General features: G+C 72.2%; 13 protein-coding genes and 1 pseudogene. 5 read left to right on the forward strand and 9 right to left on the reverse strand.

Translation table 11 applies throughout. The features are described 5' to 3' along the window. The 4 genes and pseudogenes from C1J00_RS19950 to C1J00_RS19965 all read right to left on the reverse strand — a co-directional run. Positions 1-451: pseudogene (locus C1J00_RS19950) on the reverse strand (hypothetical protein); the annotation flags it as partial. Between the two features lie 195 nt (positions 452-646). Continuing rightward, a complete protein-coding gene (locus C1J00_RS19955) occupies positions 647-934 on the reverse strand; it encodes a DUF3040 domain-containing protein (protein WP_102910426.1) in 288 nt (95 codons plus the stop codon). Positions 935-1,461: 527 nt separating this feature from the next. After that, entirely contained in the window at positions 1,462-2,925 is a 1,464-nt protein-coding gene (locus tag C1J00_RS19960; RefSeq protein ID WP_102910427.1) for an L-fucose/L-arabinose isomerase family protein, read from the reverse strand. 2 nt (positions 2,926-2,927) lie between these two features. Then, positions 2,928-4,214, reverse strand: a complete 1,287-nt coding sequence (locus tag C1J00_RS19965; RefSeq protein ID WP_102910428.1) for an MFS transporter — start codon at positions 4,212-4,214, stop codon at positions 2,928-2,930. 208 nt (positions 4,215-4,422) lie between these two features. On the opposite strand from C1J00_RS19965, the gene C1J00_RS19970 reads away from it, so the two are divergent. Beyond that, positions 4,423-8,367: a glycosyl hydrolase gene (locus tag C1J00_RS19970; RefSeq protein WP_102910429.1), complete on the forward strand. Its 3,945-nt coding sequence runs from the start codon at positions 4,423-4,425 to the stop codon at positions 8,365-8,367. A gap of 240 nt (positions 8,368-8,607) precedes the next feature. Here C1J00_RS19970 and C1J00_RS19980 read toward each other — a convergent pair whose 3' ends face one another. The 4 genes from C1J00_RS19980 to C1J00_RS19995 form a co-directional block, all read right to left on the reverse strand. Further along, positions 8,608-9,660, reverse strand: coding sequence for a LacI family DNA-binding transcriptional regulator (locus C1J00_RS19980; RefSeq protein WP_102910431.1), 1,053 nt, complete (start codon positions 9,658-9,660; stop codon positions 8,608-8,610). A 116-nt stretch (positions 9,661-9,776) separates the two neighbouring features. Continuing rightward, entirely contained in the window at positions 9,777-10,544 is a 768-nt protein-coding gene (locus tag C1J00_RS19985) for a carbonic anhydrase (RefSeq protein ID WP_180989616.1), read from the reverse strand. 236 nt (positions 10,545-10,780) lie between these two features. Continuing rightward, entirely contained in the window at positions 10,781-12,049 is a 1,269-nt protein-coding gene (locus C1J00_RS19990) for an MFS transporter (RefSeq protein WP_102910432.1), read from the reverse strand. Between the two features lie 94 nt (positions 12,050-12,143). Beyond that, the gene (locus C1J00_RS19995) at positions 12,144-12,575 is read right to left on the reverse strand and encodes a helix-turn-helix domain-containing protein (protein WP_102910433.1); all 432 of its coding nucleotides are present in this window, start codon (positions 12,573-12,575) and stop codon (positions 12,144-12,146) included. 77 nt (positions 12,576-12,652) lie between these two features. On the opposite strand from C1J00_RS19995, the gene C1J00_RS20000 reads away from it, so the two are divergent. Genes C1J00_RS20000 through C1J00_RS20010 form a run of 3 tightly spaced genes read left to right on the forward strand, consistent with a single transcriptional unit; the run spans position 12,653 to position 15,345 of the window. Next, a complete protein-coding gene (locus C1J00_RS20000; protein ID WP_102910434.1) occupies positions 12,653-13,504 on the forward strand; it encodes a class I SAM-dependent methyltransferase in 852 nt (283 codons plus the stop codon). A 51-nt stretch (positions 13,505-13,555) separates the two neighbouring features. Further along, positions 13,556-14,266, forward strand: coding sequence for a ThuA domain-containing protein (locus C1J00_RS20005; protein WP_102910435.1), 711 nt, complete (start codon positions 13,556-13,558; stop codon positions 14,264-14,266). Then, the gene (locus C1J00_RS20010; RefSeq protein ID WP_102910436.1) at positions 14,236-15,345 is read left to right on the forward strand and encodes a Gfo/Idh/MocA family protein; all 1,110 of its coding nucleotides are present in this window, start codon (positions 14,236-14,238) and stop codon (positions 15,343-15,345) included. The genes C1J00_RS20005 and C1J00_RS20010 overlap by 31 nt, the downstream gene beginning before the upstream one ends. A 2-nt stretch (positions 15,346-15,347) precedes the next feature. On the opposite strand, the gene C1J00_RS20015 is transcribed toward C1J00_RS20010, so the two are convergent. Further along, positions 15,348-16,826, reverse strand: coding sequence for a glutamate-cysteine ligase family protein (locus tag C1J00_RS20015; protein WP_102910437.1), 1,479 nt, complete (start codon positions 16,824-16,826; stop codon positions 15,348-15,350). Positions 16,827-16,967: 141 nt separating this feature from the next. On the opposite strand from C1J00_RS20015, the gene C1J00_RS20020 reads away from it, so the two are divergent. Beyond that, positions 16,968-18,141 (forward strand): MFS transporter (locus C1J00_RS20020; protein WP_102910438.1); only part of this gene is annotated, 1,174 nt, incomplete at its 3' end.

Consider the following 18,141-nt stretch of genomic DNA (forward strand, 5'->3'; position numbering starts at 1 on the left):
CCTTCCAGGAGCCCTTCTCGTGCCCCTTCTCCTTGCCGTGCTCCTCTTCCTTGCCCTGGTGGTCGCCCTTGTCGCCGTCCCACTCGTCGTCGGAGTTCACCGCGGCCAGGGCTCCGCCACCGGTGTGCATCCCGCCGTGCGGCTTGTCGTGCTTGTCCTTCCAGGAGCCCTTCTCGTGCCCCTTCTCCTTGCCGTGCTCCTCTTCCTTGCCCTGGTGGTCGCCCTTGTCGCCGTCCCACTCGTCGTCCGAGGTCACCGCGGCCAGGGCTCCGCCACCGGTGTGAACGCCGCCGCGCGGCTCGTGGTGCTTGCCGTCCTTGTGGTGCTCCTTGCTGTAGGAACTGGAGTCGTTGTCCCAGTCACCCATCGCCTCGGCGTAGGCGGCGGGCGCGGTGATCGCGAGGGCGGCCGTGGCAGTGGCCGTCGCGAGCAGCATGCGGGCAGAGCGCATCGGTGAGTCCTTCCGTCGCGACCCGGGCAGCTGACGCCTCGCCAGCTCACGAGACCCGGTCTCGACGTGAACCACCGTCAGTCACACCGGGCCGTCCCACCATCCGGGGCGTTCACACGGGTTACGACAGCACTCCGACGGCGGCACGTCCCGCCCGTCCGGCCGTCGCCGGAAGGCCCCGGAGACCCTCCCTCGTCAGCGCCGTCCGAATCCCCGGTGCGCCATGCGGGCCGGGTCCGGGTCGGCCAGCTGGGCCGCCATGCCCACGAGGACCAGCCCGCCCGCGATGAGCAGCCCCTGAGCCAGGGCGATGCCGCAGGCCAGCATGGCCACGCCGAGTGCCAGCCCCCACCAGGCGCCGGTACGCCGGTACTCCCGGGGCCGGGCGGGGCGGCCGGATCTCATGGCCCGGGTGAAGCGGGGATCCTCCCGCTCGAGTCGTGCTTCGAGATCGACGAGGCGGTGGTCTTCGGACTGGGGCACGGCTTCTCCTTCCCGGAACCCGAGCGCTTCTGGGCAGGCACGGCCGGGATCATGACAAGTCCTGGGGTGTCGGGCCCTGCGGCGGTGCGGGGGGAGACGGTCCGCCGGTGCGGCCTGCCGGAGCTGTCTCACCAGGGCTTCAGCTTCTCCCTCCTCCAACGGCTTGCGGCATCGGGCCCAAGGCTCATTCTTCCCGGTGGCCGACCCTCATGAACGCCGGGACGGCAGGCGGGTGTTCGGGGCGGGGACGCGTGCTGCCCCGCTCGTCGGCGCCGGACTCGCCCCGGGGCCCGGCCCCGTGCGGAGGCACCGAGGTCCGCCCACCGCCCGGCCTGGCCGTCATCGACATCGTCATGCCCCGCCGGACGGGCCCCCTCCTCCGGAAGCCCGGCCTGAGGGACCGCCCGCTACGCCGTTTGCGCCGGGTCGAGCCCCCGGCGCAGCTAGCGCTCGGCCTCGGCGTGCTGAGGCTGGCGGCACCGCCCGGACCGCCGCAAGGACACCCATCCTCGACGGAGCGCCGCCCGTCACACTTCCCGGTGGTCGATGCCCAGCAGGCTCGCCGCCGCCCGGAAGTCGGCCGTGTGGTGTCCGACCGCGAGGGACCAGTGGTGGCCGATACCCGTGGCGCTCCAGGCGTCGACCCATTCGCCGGGGTCACGGCCGAAGTCGACCCGGCTGGTGGTGTTGCCGATCTCCAGCAGCGGTCCCGGTACGACGGTGCCCTCGGACGTGACGAAGGACAGGCTGCCATCGGCGTCCTGGCCGAGACCGAGCAGGGTGACGGGCCCGTGCCGGACGTCGAACTCGACGCTCACGCCCCAGCCGCGTTTGCCGTGGTACACGCCGAGGCCGCGCAGCAGCGGGTCGCGGGCGCCGACGGCGAGGTGGGCGGGGCCGTCATGGCCCATCTCCACCACCCCGTCCTCGAAGTCGAGGGCCTGGATCTCGGTGAAGGAGCCTCCGGCGCCGACGCTCTGGGAGGCGAGCTGGGCTACGGACGTGCGCAGTTCGTACTCGCCGGCCGCGGGCACCCCCCGGGCGGTGAGCAGGGAGGCGCCGAGGATCATGCCGGCGCCGAGCCGCTCGTGCAGTTCACCGTCGAGGCCGCGGTGGTAGTAGGCGAGGCTGTCGAGCTCGAAGTCGGCCACCAGCCGGTCCAGGGCGACGGACACGGTCGCGCCCCAGGCGAAGTCCTCCTCCACCACGCTCTCGTCGAGGGTGAAGACCTGCCGGGCGAGTGCCATCCGCTCCCGGGTCTCGGCCTCGGTCACCCGTTCCACGCGGTGCCTCAGGTCGTCGAACTCCAGGACCTCCACGTGCGAGCCGAACGTCGTGGCCAGCAGCGTCGGATCGGTCTGCACGTCGAGCATGCCGGGGTACACGTGCCCCATGAGGCCGTGCCGGGCGTGCCGGAGCGCGGCACGGATGTGCGCGGCACGGATCCACTGCTCGATGCGCCGCCAGGCGGACTCCTGGCGCAGCCAGCCCGACACCGACCGGAAGGGGATGCCGGCGCGCCGGAAGACGTTGCCGACCTCCGGCACGGGGCACTGCCCGCAGTAGGCCAGCCAGGCCCCGGTGTCGAAGGCGGCGTGGTCCATCCTCTCGGACGGCTGGAGGTCGATGACCAGAACCGGCGCGTGCGAACGCTGAGCGATCGGCAGCACCATCGAGGAGGTGAGGTACGTCGTCAGGAACAGCACGATCAGATCGCAGTCGGCGCGCCGCAACCGCTCGGCGGCGCGAGCGCCCTCCTGTGCGTCGGAGACGAAACCGGCGTCGGTCACCTCGGCGTCCATGGCCCGGAACCGCTCGGCGGCATAGGCGGCCGACTCCTTCAGTTGCGGGAGGAGTCCGGGGAACTGCGGCCAGTAGGTGCCGAGTCCGCCGGCGACCAGTCCGATCCGGGTGCGGCGCCGGGTGACCGGCGGGAGCAGGTCGTGCAGGGCGGCGGCCCGTACGGCCGTGCGGTCCGCGGTCGTTGCCATGGTCAGTGCTCCTTGTCGAATGGGCCGGTGGGCGAGGCGCTGGGGACGCGGAGGTCCGCTCCGTCGGGCACGGCCCTCGCGGAGCGCGGGACCAGGACGCGGATGATGAACACGCCCGCCAGCGCCGCCGCCGTCATGCACGCGGTGATCGTCCAGAGCAGGACGGACGGGCTGTGGTCGGCGAGGGCGGGCGTGAAGAAGGCGGCGACCGCGAAGACGCCCCGGGAGAGGGCGTAGGTGAGGCCCTGGGTGGTGGCGCGGGTGTCGGCGGGCAGCGTGAGCTGCGACCAGACCTTGTAGTTGGCCTCTCCGGCGAAGGGGTTGGAGAGCTGGTACAACACGAAGAAGACGAGCATGCCGACGAGTGCGCCCGCGGTCAGGGACGCGATGACGAAGGCGAGGATCTGGACCACAGCGGCCACGTGGAACAGCCGGTCGCGCCAGGGGCTGTCGGCGACGCGCACGAAGGCCAGGGTCAGCAGCACGCCGATCGGGATGAACGCCATGTTGATTCCGGTGGCGAGGCTCTGCGAGGCGTCGCTGACGGTGACGAGCAGGTAAGTGCCGAACTGTCCGAAGGTGTTGGCTCCGAGGCCCCAGGTCACGTAGAAGAGGAACGTCGCGGTCATGGGCAGCAGGGCGGCTCGCGTCCACACCCCTTTCAGGGAGATGGCTTCCGGGGTGGCGCCGGTCTCCGTCTCCGGCGGCTCGTCGGGCAGTTTCAGGCGGGACCGCAGGGCCCAGGTGACGAGTGCGGCGACGGCCAGTTGTCCCGTGATGAGCCGGGCCCCGGTCATGCCGGTGGTGGACAGGACGAAGCCGAGGAAGATGGCGACGGTGATGCCCAGCATCCACATGACCTGCGTGAACGCCACGAGTCTGCCCCGGGCCCAGGAGGGCGCCGCGTCCGAGACCACGGCCAGGGACGTCGGCAGGTCGGCACCGGCCGCGAGCCCGGCGACGAGAACACCGACGAGCAGGGTGATGTCGTCCGGCGCGAGCGTGATGACGAGGGCGCCGACCGCGAAGCAGAAGATGTCCCAGTTGTAGACGCGGCGGCGTCCGAAGAGGTCGGCGAGCCGTCCGCCGACGAGGGATCCGACGGCGATGCAGCCGGTGACGATCGCACTGATCGCCCCGGCCATCCACACGCCCATGTCGTAACTGTCGCGGTAAACGGCCAGGTTGACGGAGATGCTCACGATCAGCCCGGCGTCGAGATAGGAGGCCATGCCGGACAGGGCGGCGGCCTTCCAGAGCGGTGGGGGGATAGGGCGGGTACCGGCCATGATGCGACTCCGTCGTCTGGTGACATCGCGGTTCCGGGTGCCTGGTCGAGGCGAATATAGAGCGGGAAAAACGTTGCAACAAGGTGTCCCGCACGCCGGAGTGACATGCCGTCGGCTCTCCCGATCGCCGGGCGGGGATATGGCGTCGCCGCTCCGGCTCGCCTACCGTGAGAGGGCCTAAAAACGTTTTAGGGGAAGGACCGTATCTGTGATCTCCCCCGAGCTCCGGCAGTTGTTCGACGACCCGCCCCGTGCCTTCGGCCCCACTCCCCTGTGGTGGTGGTCGGGTGCGAAGGTCACCCGGGACCGACTCGCCTGGCAGCTGCGGGCGTTCGCGGAGGGCGGGGTCCACAACCTGGTCGTCATCAATCTCGCCCCGGCGGGCCCGGCGTTCGGGGCCCGGGCCGACGATCCGGCGTGGTTCGGCGAGGAGTGGTGGGAGCGTTTCACGGACGCCTGCGCGATCGCGGCGGAGCTGGGCACAAGACTGTGGTTCTACGACCAGATCGGGTTCTCCGGCGCCAATGTGCAGGGCAATGTGACGCGGCGTCACCCCGGTGCGGCCGGACTCGCCCTGCGCTGCCGGGACGCGAGCGTCTCCCGGGGCAGGGTCGCCCTGCCGGACGCCGAGACACCGCTGGCCGCGTACTCCCGTCAGGGCCGACGGCTCGACCTCGCCGTGGACGGGCACCTCGCGGCCGCCGACGGGACCTGGGTGCGGCTCGTCACCGCCGTGCCCACCGCGTTCGACTACCTGGACCCGCGGGCCGTCGGCCTGCTGATGGACACGGTGCACCACGAGTACGACCGCCGCGTACCCGAGTACCTGGGCACGGTCATCGCGGGCAGCTTCCAGGACGAACTGCCCGCCACCAACGCCTGGAGCCACCGTTTCGCCGACGAGTTCCGCGCCCGGCGCGGCTACGACCTGCTCGACCACCTGTCGGCCCTCTTCGGCACGGACGCGGGCGTACCGGAGGGGAAGATCCGCGGCGACTACTACCGGGTCCGCGCGGAGCTGACCGAGGAGGCCCTGTTCCGGCCGCTCGCCGCCTGGCACCGCGAGCGCGGTCTGCTGCTGGGCAGCGACCAGAGCCACCCCGCCCGCGCGGGCTACCCGGCCCAGTCCACACAGATCTACACCGACTACTTCCGCACCCACCGCTGGTACGGCGCCGCCGGCAGCGACCACCACGGCGACGCCAAGGTGCACTCCTCCATGGCCCACCTCTACGGCCACGAACGCGTCTGGATCGAGGCGTTCCACTCCTCCGGGTGGGGCGGCACGCTGGAGGACACCTACGGCTGGCTGCTGCCGTTCCTGCGCAGCGGCGCCAACCTCTACAACCCGCACGCCAGCTACTTCGGCACCGCGGCCGGCTGGTTCGAGTGGGCGCCGCCCTCCACCGACTGGCGCCAGCCCTACTGGAGGCAGTACCCGGCGTTCTCCCGGGCGGTGGCCCGGATCTGCTCGATCATGTCCTGGGGCGGTTACGCGGCCGACGTGGCGGTGCTGCACCCGACCGCCACCATGCAGGCGCTCGTCCCGCTGGACGCGCCGGTCCTGCACTTCGGCGACGGCAGGCTCGGCGACAGCCACGCCCTGGCCGACGAGACGCAGCGGCAGTACCTCGACCTGTGCGGCTCGAACAACTGGCTCGGGCCGCACGCCGGTGCCCTGGACCGGCGCGGAATCTCCTTCGACGTCGTCGACGACGACTCGGTGCAGCGCGCCCGGGCCACCGAGGGTGCCCTGCGCCTCAGCAACCTGGCGTACGGCGCGGTGCTGCTGCCCTCGGCGAGCGTGCTGGAGGAAGGGACGGCGCGCCGGCTGACCGAACTGCTCGACACGGGAGGGCGGGTGCTGGTCGTGGGCCGCCCGCCCGGGAGTGCCGCGGGCCGGTCCGGTGACGACTCGGTGGTGGCGGCCCTGCTCGCCCATCCCCGGCTGGAACGGGTGCGCGGCCCCGGGGCCGCCGCCGAGGCATTGGCCGACGCGGCCGGGCACGCGACGGGCGATGTCCCGCTGCTCGTCCGGCGGAAGGGGAATCAGGCGGTGGCACTGGTCACGGCCGCCTTCCCGGAGATCGGCGCGCATCCGTTGCGCCCGTCCGGCTCCGCCTCTGAGCCCGTCCGCGCCTCGTCCGTCACCGTCCGGGCGGGCGTCGCGGAGGCCGAGGTCTGGAACCCGGCGACCGGCTCCCGCGGCCCGGCCCGCGTCACGCTCTCGGACGACGGTGCCCTCTCGGTCATCGAGGTGCCGCTGGACGGCGCCCCGGCGGCCCTGGTCGTCTGGCGTGAGGGCCGTCCGGGCCCGACGCCCGCCGCGGATGGGAGGACGGTCCGGCTGCTCGACGTCTCGGCCGGCTGGCACGGCCGGCTGGTCCCCACGTTGGACAACACCTGGGGCGATCTCGCCCTGCCCCCGGGAGCGTCCGTGGCGGAGCCGCAGATCTGGACCATGGAGTGGACCGAGGGGGCGGTGTGGGAGCGGAGCCGGGTCACCTACGGCAACCGCGTCCGGGTCCTGCGCACGGTGCCGCCCGACCGGGTTCCCGAGCCGCTGGACGCGGCGTGGGCGGAGCGGATCCTGGCCGGTCAAGTGCCTCTCGTACCACCGGACTCGGACTGGCACCCCGCGGTGTACTCGTCGAGCCGCGGCATCCTCGACCAAGACGGGCTGCTGGGCACCAAGGGGCTGGTGAACGAGGAGTTCGTACGCGTCCCCGTGCCGGCCGACGGTGCGGTGGCCCGGGTCCGGGCGATCGTGGAGACCGGACACCGGGGGCCCGCCGAGCTGCACGTCGGCGCGGAGGCGGTCAAGCGGGTGTGGTGGAACGGGGAGCCGCTGAGCCCGTACGGCGGCGGCTACCTGGCCTCCGCACCGGTCACCGTGCGCCGCGATCGCAACGTGCTGGAATACGAGCTGTCGGACGCCCAGGACCGGCCCTCGTCGATCTCGGCAGCCGCCGGCACACCGCTCGGCAGCTTCTTCTGCCTGTCCGAACCGGGCGGGTTGGGGCCCCGGCCGCGGTTCATGCGCCCGCCCGACGGAGTCCGGCCCGACGGCCGCGTCACCTACCGCGCGGGGTTCCGGATACCGGCCGGTGAGACGCGGGCGGTGCTCGTCGTGGGTGCCGCCTCGGCACTGGCCGTGCTGGTCGACGGCGACGTGGTGGCGCGGCAGGAGAAGGCGGAGTACTACGAGGCGGACTGGGGCGCCGTGCCGATGTTCTTCCGGCACGAGCCGGAACTCGCGCCGGGCGGGCACACGCTGGGGGTGGTGACCGACAGCGCCGATGTCCGGGACGCGGTGTTCGTCGATCTGGTGGCCCGCTCGGGAAACGGGGTGACGGCCCTGGTCAGCGGATCCGGCTGGGAGGCCGAGGCGGGCGCGTGGCGGGGCCGGACCGTCGAGGACGAGCGCAGGCGGGGCGAGTTGCAGCACTGCCACGCCGCCGTGCGGCCGCATCCGCTGCCGGACACCGCGTGGCTGGGCGGCCGTCCGGTGCTCGGCGGTGCCGTCCTGCCGTCGCGGTCCACCGATGACGTCCGGGCGTCACCTCAGCGCTTCCGGTTCACGGTGCCGCCGGGAACGGTGTCGCTGGAGCTGCCGTTGGCGCTGCGCGCGCGCGTGCGGATCGGGGACGGAGAGGAACTGGCCTTGACGGGCGACCGGCTGACCCTCCACGAGCCGCTCCCGGCACCCACCCGGGTCGAGGTGGTCACCGAGCCCACGGCCGTCCTGCGGGGCGGCTCCGCCTGGCACGGGCCGGTCCGGGTGCGGACGGCGCCGGCGCCGCTGGCGTTGGGCGACTGGCGCGAGCAGGGGCTGGGCGGCTGGAGCGGGGGTGTGACGTACGCACGGGCGGTGGAGGTGCCGCCCGGGCCCGATCCCGTGCTGGATCTGGGGCGGGTCCGGGGCAGCGTGGAGGTGTCGGTCGACGGGGAGTTCGCCGGGGAGGCTTTCTGCGCGCCGTACCGTTTCCCGCTGCGCGGCGCCGCGGGGCGGACGGTCCGGCTGGAGGTGACGGTCCGGGGCACGCTGGCGCCGTACCTCGCTGAAGCCACCCCCACCGCCTGGGCTTTCCCGTCCCAGTTGCCGTCGGGGCTGTGGGGGCCGGTGACGCTGCGGATTCCGTCCGGTGGCTAGGTGCGCTGTTCGGACCGGTGGTAGGTGCGCTGTTCGGACCAGTGTCTAGGTGCGCTGTTCGGAGCGGTCGGTGACGCGGCCGGCTGCGGTGGGGCACGCACATCCGCCGCGTCGTCGTCGCTCGCCGGCTCCCCTCGCGCCCGGCTGCGCTCGCGCGGAGGGACGCCCATCGCGTCGGCGCCCTCCTCCGCCTTGCAGCGGCACGCACCCGACCCCGCTCACCGGCATCGGCCGGCACCGTCAGTCTGCTGCGGCCTGGTCCAACGACTGGCCCCGGTCGTCGGTGCGCGGCCGGGTCGAGTCGCGCAGGACCAGGCCGGGGGCGAAGACGCGGGTCTCGTGGAGGTGGTCCGCGCGGGCCTCGATCTCGTCGAGCAGCATCTCCACCGCCGCCCGGCCGAGGTCCTCGACGGGCTGCCGGACCGTCGTCAGGGTCGTCGCCCCGAAGGTCGCGACGTCGAGGTCGCCGTAGCCGACGACCTGTACGTCCTCGGGGATGCGCACGCCGCGTTCGGTCAGCCCCCGGCACAGGCCGGCGGCGAGGAAGTCGTTGGTGCAGAACACCCCGTCGGGCAGGTTCTTCAGTCCGCGCGCGATCTCCGTGCCGTGGGCGACGGTCATCCGCTCGGCGACGACCTGGTCGAGCCGGGCCTCGCGGTGGCTGCGCACGGCCTGCCGGGCGCCCTGGTAACGGTCGGCGCACTGGCGTATGCCGCGCTCGCCGTTGACGACGAGGATGTCGCGGGCCCCGCTGTCGAGGAGGTGCTGTACGGCGATGCGGCCTCCGGCGATGTCGTCGACGGAGGCCGAGCAGCCCTCCCGGTCGGGCATCGCGCGGTCGGCCAGGACGAGCGGGATGCCGCGCTCGCGCAGCCGGGCCAGCCGGCCCGGGTCGGCGCTGAGCGGTACGACGACGACGCCGACGGCCCGCTGCTCGGCGAGCATGCTGAAGTACCCCTGCTCCCGTTCGGGGGCGTCCCCGCTGTGGCACAGGACGAGCGAGTAGCCGTGGTCGTAGGCCGCGTCGGCGGCGCCCCGGGCGATGCGCGCATAGAAGGAGTTGGTGACGTCGGGCAGGACCAGCCCGATCGCGGAGGAGTGGCCGGTGCGCAGACCAGCGGCTCCCGGATGGGGGACATAGTCGAGCGCGGCGACGGCGACGCGGACGCGCTCGGCGGTCTGCGCGGTGACCCGCTCGGGCCGGTTGAGCACGTTCGACACCGTGGACACCGAGACACCGGCGGCGGCGGCGACGTCCTGGATGCGGGCGGGGCGTGCCGGAACGGCGTCCACCCCCCTCGCTGTTGCAGCCGCGCGACCAGGCACGACGATGGCCTTCATGGGCGCGGCAAGTATACCGTGGCCGGGCGTGGAACGTTTTTCCCGCCCGGCCTCCACGGGCCCTCGGCTCAGGCGGAGGGCGCGCCGGCGAGGACCTCCACTCGGCCGGTGTCGAGCGAGTAGTAGGCGCTGACGACGGCCAGGTCGCCCTTCGTCACGAGCGGCCCGAGGTCGTTGTTGTTCCGCAGGTCGGCGGCGGTCTGCTTGGTGTGGATCCGGACCATCGCGTCGACGGGGTCGGCGTGCTGCCGCTTGACGGTCTCCCGGTAGGCCGGCCGCAGGGCTTCGGCGATCGACTGGAGGTTGCCGGGCAGGGGCTTACGGTCCCTCAGTGCTTCGTACGCCGCCTTGACAGCGCCGCATCGCTGGTGGCCGAGGACCACGACGAGCGGCGTGCCGGACGTCATGGGGCCGTACTCCACGGAACCGACGACGACCGGTTCGACGACCTGTCCGCCGGTGCGCATCACGAACAGATCGCCGAGGCCCGTGTCGAAGACGAGCTCCGGCGGCACGCGGGAGTCGATGCAGGAGAGGATGACGCCGTACGGCTCCTGCGCCTCGGCGACGAACTCGCGCCGTTTCGGATCGCGGTCGGGGTGCTGGAGCTTGCCGTCGACCCAGCGCTTGTTGCCTTCCATCAGCCGTGCGAACGCGGACCAGGGCGAGTCCGGTCGCGCGGCCGCCGCGGGAGAGGGCGAGGGCTTGCCCGCCGCGGCCGCGGCCTTGCCCGTGCCGGCGGTGTCCTTCGACGAGCAGGCGGTGAGCAGCGCTGCGCCGGCAGCCAGCCCGCCGGTCAGTATGGCCCTGCGCTGTGGTGTGTTGGCGGTACCCATGTGGCCGTCCCCTTTCGGTCGCCGCTCTCCGTGGTGGGAAGCGGTGATTCCACTCTTGTGGGAGGCCGGTTAGCGCCCGTACAACGCTCGTGCAGCGCAGGAGAAGGACTGATCCAAAACGCGGCACGCGGGCGTGTCCGAACCATCGGTGACCGGGGTCAGGGGGACTCCCTGCCCTGTTGACGAGGCCGGTGCCGCGCGGGATGGGGAGAGGGAGCCCCAGCAGGTCCCTCCCCTCAGGATCGCACCGTGCCCGTCGCCGCACGGCTCGGCGCCTCCGCCGAGCCGCTCCCGAAGCGGATCCCCTTGGCCTCCTTGCCGAGCACGCTCAGCAGGATCACCACGGCCAGGGTGGGCACGATGGTCCACGCCATCGCCGACGGGTAGCCGTGACGCTCGGCGAGGAACTCCTGGAGCGGCAGGTTGAGTGCGGCGATCAGGTTGCCGAGCTGGTAGGTGACGCCCGGGTAGAAGCCCCGGACGGCGTCGGGGCTCATCTCGGTCAGATGCGCCGGGATGACGCCCCACGCGCCCTGCACGCACACCTGCATGAGGAAGGACGACAGCATCAGCCAGCCGACGGTGGTGGACAGCACGAAGAACGGCACCACCACCAGGCCCGCCGCCGCAGCGATCATGATGGTCCGGCGGCGGCCCAGCCGCTCGGAGTAGGCGCCGAGCAGCACCCCACCGATCATGGCGCCGATGTTGTAGACCACCGCGATCGCGATCGACGTGTTGGCCGACAGGTCCAGGCCCTTCTTCACGAAGGTCGGGTAGATGTCCTGGGTGCCGTGCGACATCCAGTTGAAGGCGGTCATCAGCGCGACGAGGTAGACGAAGCGCCGCAGCACCGCGGGGTTCCTGAACACCCGGTGCGCGGGGGTTCGGTTGAGCGCGACGCTCTTCTCCCACACCTCGCTCTCCTCCACCCTGCTGCGCACCCACAGCGCGACCAGGGCGGGCAGCAGGCTGAACGCGAACAGGCCGCGCCAGCCGAAGACGGGCTCGATGAGGAAGAACGCCACGGCGGCCAGGAGATACCCCAGCGAGTAGCCGCTCTGCAGCAGGCCCGACCAGAACCCACGCCGTTCGGTGGGGATCTTCTCCATGGCCAGGGCCGCGCCCAGACCCCATTCGCCGCCCATGCCGATGCCGTAGAGCAGGCGCAGTACCAACAGCACGGTGTAGTCGGGCGCGAAGGCGCAGGCGAAGCCGACGATCGAGTAGAAGACGACGTCGACCATGAGCGGGACGCGGCGGCCCCGGCGGTCCGCCCACAGGCCGAAGATCAGAGCGCCGACCGGCCGCATCACCAGCGTCGCGGTGGTGAGGAAGGCCATGTCGGTGAGGGAGACATGGAAGTCGTCCGCTATCTCGCTGTAGACGAGCACGACCAGGAAGTAGTCGAACGCGTCCATGACCCAGCCGAGATAGGCGGCGACGAAGGCGTTGCGCTGGTCCTTTGTCAGACCCGCTGCCTGCCCTCTGACGGTTTCAAGCACGGTGGCCTCCCGAAGTTCGCAGCCGACGCTAGGGACGCGACGAAGGGAATCGGGCAAAGCACGAGCCAGTTTTGGGCCAAGATCGCGACGGCCGTCAACGGCGGCCGGGCACCCGCCGTCCCGGCGTGGCGACGCCGCCGGACGCCGCCGCGTCGATCAGGCGGCGGAAGGTGCCGCACTCGAGATGGCTGGGTGCGGGGCAGGCGGCGGCATGCCGCAGGGAGTCCCGCAGGACGCCCAGTTCGCGGATCCTTCTGTCCAGTTCGTCCGCCTTGGCGGACAGCATCCGCCGGTCGATCCGGGGCTGCCCGTCCGGGGCGAACATCTGCGCGATCTCGTCGAGCGAGAACCCGGCCGTCCGCCCCAGCGCGATCAGCGCCAGCCGCTCCAGCACCCCGGGGTCGTACTGACGCCGCAGCCCGCGCCGGCCGGTCGAGGCGATCAGCCCCTTCTCCTCGTAGAACCGCAGTGTCGAGGCGGGCACACCGGCGCGGTGCGCCACCTCGGCGATGTCCAGGTCTGTCATTGTCTTGACCTCAAGTCGACTTGAAGTAGAACGCTGTCATTCCGACCCGGCGAAGACAAGCAGAGGGAGAGACGACGATGGACGCCTCACGTGCATCCGACGACCAGCAAGCCGCCCGCTGGAACGGGCCCGCAGGCAACGCATGGGTGGATCTCCAGGAGTTGCTGGACGAGATGTTCAGGCCGTTCGAGGAGCTGCTCGTCGACGCGGTGGCCGCCGAGCACGCGGGAAGTGTGCTCGACGTCGGCTGCGGCACGGGCGGCATCACCCGGGCCGTCGCCCGCAGGTCCGGTCACTGCGTCGGTGTGGACATCTCGAGGCCGATGATCGAGACGGCCCGGGCGCACGCCGAGCGGGAGGGCGTACCGGCGTCCTTCATCGAGGCCGACGCACAGGAGTACGCCTTCGGACCCGGCGCCTTCGACGCCGTCGTCTCGCGCTTCGGCGTCATGTTCTTCAACGACCCCGTGCGGGCCTTCACCAATCTGCGGAGCACGGTGAGGGACGGGGCCGGGCTGCGGTGCGTCGTGTGGCGGGGCCCGGAGGAGAACCCGTTCATGACGACGGCCGAGCGCGCCGCGGCCCCCTTCCTGCCGGATCTTCCCGCCCGCCGGCCGGACCAGCCGGGCCAGTTCGCGTTCGCGGACCCGGAGCGTGTCCACCGCATCCTGGCGGAGAGCGGCTGGGCCGGGATCGACATCCAGCCGCTCGACGTGGTCTGCGGCCTGCCCGAGTCCGACCTCGTCACCTACTTCACGCGGCTCGGGCCGCTCGGCACGGTCCTGCCCGGGGCCGACGAGCGGACCCGGGCTGAGATCGTCGAGGCGGTCCGGCCCGCCTTCGACCCCTTCCTGCAGGGCACGCAGGTGCGTTACACCGCGGCCTGCTGGATGGTCTCGGCGCGGGCCGCCGCCGCGAAACTTTCGTGAGGTCCGGCCCTCTTTTCCGAGCGCGGGCGACCGGCGCATAGTGAGATCACGATGACGCAGAAGAGAGCCCTGGTGGTCCGAGGCGGCTGGGAAGGGCATCAGCCGGTCGAAGCCACGGAACTGTTCCTGCCCTTCCTCCGGAGCAACGGGTACGCCGTCCGGATCGAGGAGTCGACCGAGATCTACGCGGATGCCGCCGAACTGGCCGCCACCGACCTGGTCGTGCAGTGCGTGACGATGTCGGAGATCACGCGCGAGCAGCTGGCGGGGCTGACCTCCGCGGTCGTGGCCGGGACCGGCTTCACCGGCTGGCACGGCGGCATCGCCGACTCGTTCCGCGCCTCCTCGGACTATCTGCACCTGGTGGGCGGCCAGTTCGCCACACACCCCGGCAAGGAACCGTGCGAGCGCCGGGGTGCGGCGGACGACAACTTCCTGCCGCACACCATCACGTTCACCGAGGCCGGCCGCACGCACCCGATCACCGCGGGCATCGAGGACTTCGCCCTGGACACCGAGCAGTACTGGGTGCTCCACGACGACCTCATCGACGTCCTGGCCACCACCACGCATCCGGTGCGGCCGTGGGAGCCCTGGCACCGGCCGGTGACCTCACCGGCGGTCTGGACCCGCCGGTGGGGTGCCGGGCGGGTGGTGGTGACGACTCCGGGGCACAGCGTCGACGTCCTGGAGAACCCCGACGTCCGCACCATCATCGAGAGGGGCATGCTGTGGGCGACGCGCACCGCGTCGGGGTCGTAGGACTCGGCGTCATCTCCCGCGCGTACCTGGACACTCTCGTGGGCCGTCCCGGTGTGCGCGTCACCGCGGTCGCCGACCTCGACGCCTCCCGGTCGGCCGCGGCCGCCGCCGAACTTCCGGACGCCCGGGCGCTGTCGGTCGAGGAACTGCTGAGCAGCCCGGACGTGGACACGGTGCTGAACCTGACCACCCCGGCGGCCCATGCCGGGATAGCCCTCGGGGCGATCCGCCACGGCAAGAACGTCTACGGGGAGAAGCCGCTGGCGGCGGACCTGGCCGACGCCCGGTCCGTCCTGGAAGCCGCCGCGCGGGCGGGCACCGGTGTGGGCTGCGCCCCGGACACCGTCCTGGGGACGGGAATTCAGACGGCGCGGGCGGCCGTGGAGGCGGGGAGCATCGGACGCCCGCAATTCGCCTCCGCCGTGATGGTCACCCCGGGGCATGAACGCTGGCACCCCCACCCCGACTTCTACTACACGGCCGGCGGCGGCCCGCTGCTGGACATGGGGCCGTACTACCTGTCGTCCCTGGTCCATCTGCTGGGGCCGGTGCGCGCCGTGACCGGAGCGGGCGGGAGGCTGCGCGCCGAGCGCGTGATCGGTTCCGGGCCGCGCACGGGCGAGCGCATACCGGTCGAGGTGGACAGTCATGTCTCCGGAGTGCTGGAGCACGTGGACGGGACGCTGACGACGCTCACGACGAGCTTCGACGGCGTGGCCACCACGGCCGCCCCGATCGAGGTGCACGGCGAGAACGGCACCCTGTCGGTGCCCGACCCGAACCGCTTCGACGGCGAGGTACGCCTCCACGCGCTCGGCGACACCCGGTGGCGCGCCCTGCCGGTGTCAGCGGGCTACGCGGACGGCGCACGCGGCGTCGGACTGCTCGACTTCCTCACGGCCGACGCGTCGCGGGCGCCGCGCGCCGACGGTGAACTCGCCCTGCACGTACTGGAGACGATGACCGCGCTGCTGCGTTCGGCGGTCGAGGGGCGCCGGATCGAGCTGACGACATCGGCACGGGTGCCCGCACCGGTGCCCCTGACGGCCGCGGCGCAGTGGCACGGCCGGGCCGCCTGAGGTCAGTCCACGGGCCAGGTGTGCGCCGGCGCGTTCATGTGCATGTAGTCCATGTACGTCCTGGTCATCTGCCGCAGCGCCTCCCGCCGGTCGGAGATGCCGGCCTTCTCCAGGTGGTGCACCATCTCCGCCTGCCACAGGGCGCCGTTGCGGCCGGTGACGCAGCGCTGCTCGATGATGCCCAGCAGGGGTTCGCGCCAGGCGGCGTCCATGCCCGTCAGCTCCAGTCCCCTGTGCGCCAGGGGCAGCAGACGCCGCAACACCAGTTCCGTGACCGGCACTTCGCCCACGCCGGGCCAGTACAGGCGGGCCTCGATGCCGTCGCGGGCTGCGGTGTGCAGGTTCTCCTCGGCGACCGAGAAGGACATCCGCGTCCACACCGGCCGGTCCTCGTCGACGAGGGCGCGCGTCAGGCCGTAGTAGAAGGCGCCGTTGGCGATGATGTCGGCCACGGTGGGGCCGGCGGGCAGCACCCGGTTCTCGATGCGCAGATGCGGGCCGCTGTCGGTGACCGCGTAGATGGGGCGGTTCCAGCGGTAGATCGTGCCGTTGTGGAGGGTCAGTTCGCCCAGCTGGGGGACGCCGCCGCTGTCCAGCTCCCGCTGCGGGTCCTCGTCCTCGCACAGCGGCAGCAGGGCCGGGAAGTAGCGCACGTTCTCCTCGAAGAGGTCGAAGACGCTGGTGATCCAGCGCTCTCCGAACCACACCCGGGGCCGTACGCCCTGGGCCTTGATCTCCTCGGGGCGGGTGTCGGTGGCCTGTTCGAACAGGGGGATGCGGGTCTCGCGCCACAGCTCCTTGCCGAACAGGAAGGGCGAGTTCGCCGCGAGGGCGATCTGCACGCCGGCGATGGCCTGGGCCGCGTTCCAGTAGTGCGGGAACGCCTTCGGCTCGACCTGGAGATGGAACTGGGTGCTGGTGCAGGCGGCTTCGGGAGTGATCGTGTCGGCGTACGTCGACAGGCGCTCCACACCGTCGACCCTGATCCGCAGGTCCTCGCCCCGGGCCGCGAAGATCTGCTCGTTGAGGAGCCGGTACCGGGGGTCGCCGGAGAGCGCGGACTCGCTGACGTCCGACTCGCCCAGGGTCGGCAGGATGCCGACCATGATCAGGTGCGCGCCCACCGCCGCGGCGCGGTCCTCGGCGTGGTTGAGGGCGTCCCGGATCGCCTGCTCCCAGGAGCCGGGGCCGCCTGCCGTCAGCTGCCGGGGTGGGATGTTGATCTCCAGGTTGAAGCGGCCCAGCTCGCTCGACCAGGCGGGGTCGGCGATCGCCTGGAGCACGTCGGTGTTGCGCATCGCGGGCAGCCCGGCGTCGTCGACGAGGTTGAGCTCGATCTCGAGCCCGACCTGAGGGCGCTCGCTCTCGAACCCCGACTCGTGGAGCATCCGGGCCAGCACCTCGAGGTCGGTGTGCATCTTCTCCCGGTACCGACGGCGGTCCTCCCGGGTGAACACCAGGGCCGGCACGTCACGTCCCATGTGCCCTCCTGCGCTCCTTCGGCGGATACGTCCGCACCTCAGCGGATGGGTCTCGTCCCAGAGTCGCACCTTGTCCTCGACACCGCACCCACCTAGCCTGCGTTTGTGCCGCAAATAAACAAACCTCGAACGCACAATGACGTGCCGGGCCACAGCAGCTCCCTCACCCGGCTGAGGATCGCCCTCACGGTCTTCTTCGCCCTCGACGGCTTCGTCTTCGCCGGCTGGGTCGTGCGCATCCCCGCCATCAAGGCGCAGACCGGCGCCTCCGCCAGTGCCCTCGGCCTCGCCCTCCTGGGCGTCTCCGCCGGGGCCGTCGTCACCATGACCCTGACGGGGCGCCTGTGCCGCCGCTTCGGGAACCACCGGGTCACCGTCGTCTGCGCCGTCCTGCTCTCCCTGAGCGTCGCCCTGCCGCCGCTGACCCACTCGGCGCTCACGCTGGGCCTCGTCCTGCTGCTCTTCGGTGCCGCGTACGGCGGGATCAACGTCGCCTTCAACAGCGCGGCCGTCGAGCTCGTGGCCGCACTGGGGAGGCCGGTCATGCCGAGCTTCCACGCGGCGTTCAGCCTGGGCGGCATGGTCGGAGCGGGGCTGGGCGGGCTGCTCGCCGGGGTCCTCTCCCCCACGCGGCACCTGGTGCTGCTCACCCTCGTCGGCCTGCTCGTGACCGCCGCGGCGGGCCCCACACTGCTGCGGCACGAACCGCCGAAGCCTCCGGAGCGGGAGCTGCCCGCCGAAGGCGCCCCGCGCCGCCCGGACGGCCGCACCCGCGGACTGGTGATCGTCTTCGGCGTGATCGCGGGGTGCACCGCGTACGGCGAAGGGGCGCTGGCCGACTGGGGCGCCCTGCACCTCGAACAGGACCTGCACGCCTCGGCGGGTGCGGCGGCCGCGGGCTACTCCTGTTTCGCGCTCGCCATGACGCTGGGACGCCTGACCGGCACGACGCTGCTGGAACGCCTGGGGCAAACCCGGACCGTCGTCGCCGGCGGCAGCACCGCGGCGGCCGGGATGCTGCTCGGCTCCCTCGCCCCCACCCTCTGGGCGGCCCTCCTCGGATACGCGATCACGGGCATCGGCCTGGCGAACCTCTTCCCCGTGGCGGTGGAACGCGCGGGCGCCCTCGCCGGCCCGAGCGGCGTCGCGACGGCCTCGACTCTGGGCTACGGGGGCATGCTCCTCGGCCCGCCCGCGATCGGCTTCATGGCGGACTGGTTCACCCTGCCCGCCGCACTGACCAGCGTGGCGGTGCTGGCAGCGGTGGCGGCGGTCGTGGGGGCACTGGTGGGGGCGGCCGCCCGGCGCGCGGCCG

Source organism: Streptomyces cahuitamycinicus, from assembly GCF_002891435.1.
Taxonomy (GTDB): Bacteria; Actinomycetota; Actinomycetes; order Streptomycetales; family Streptomycetaceae; genus Streptomyces; species Streptomyces cahuitamycinicus.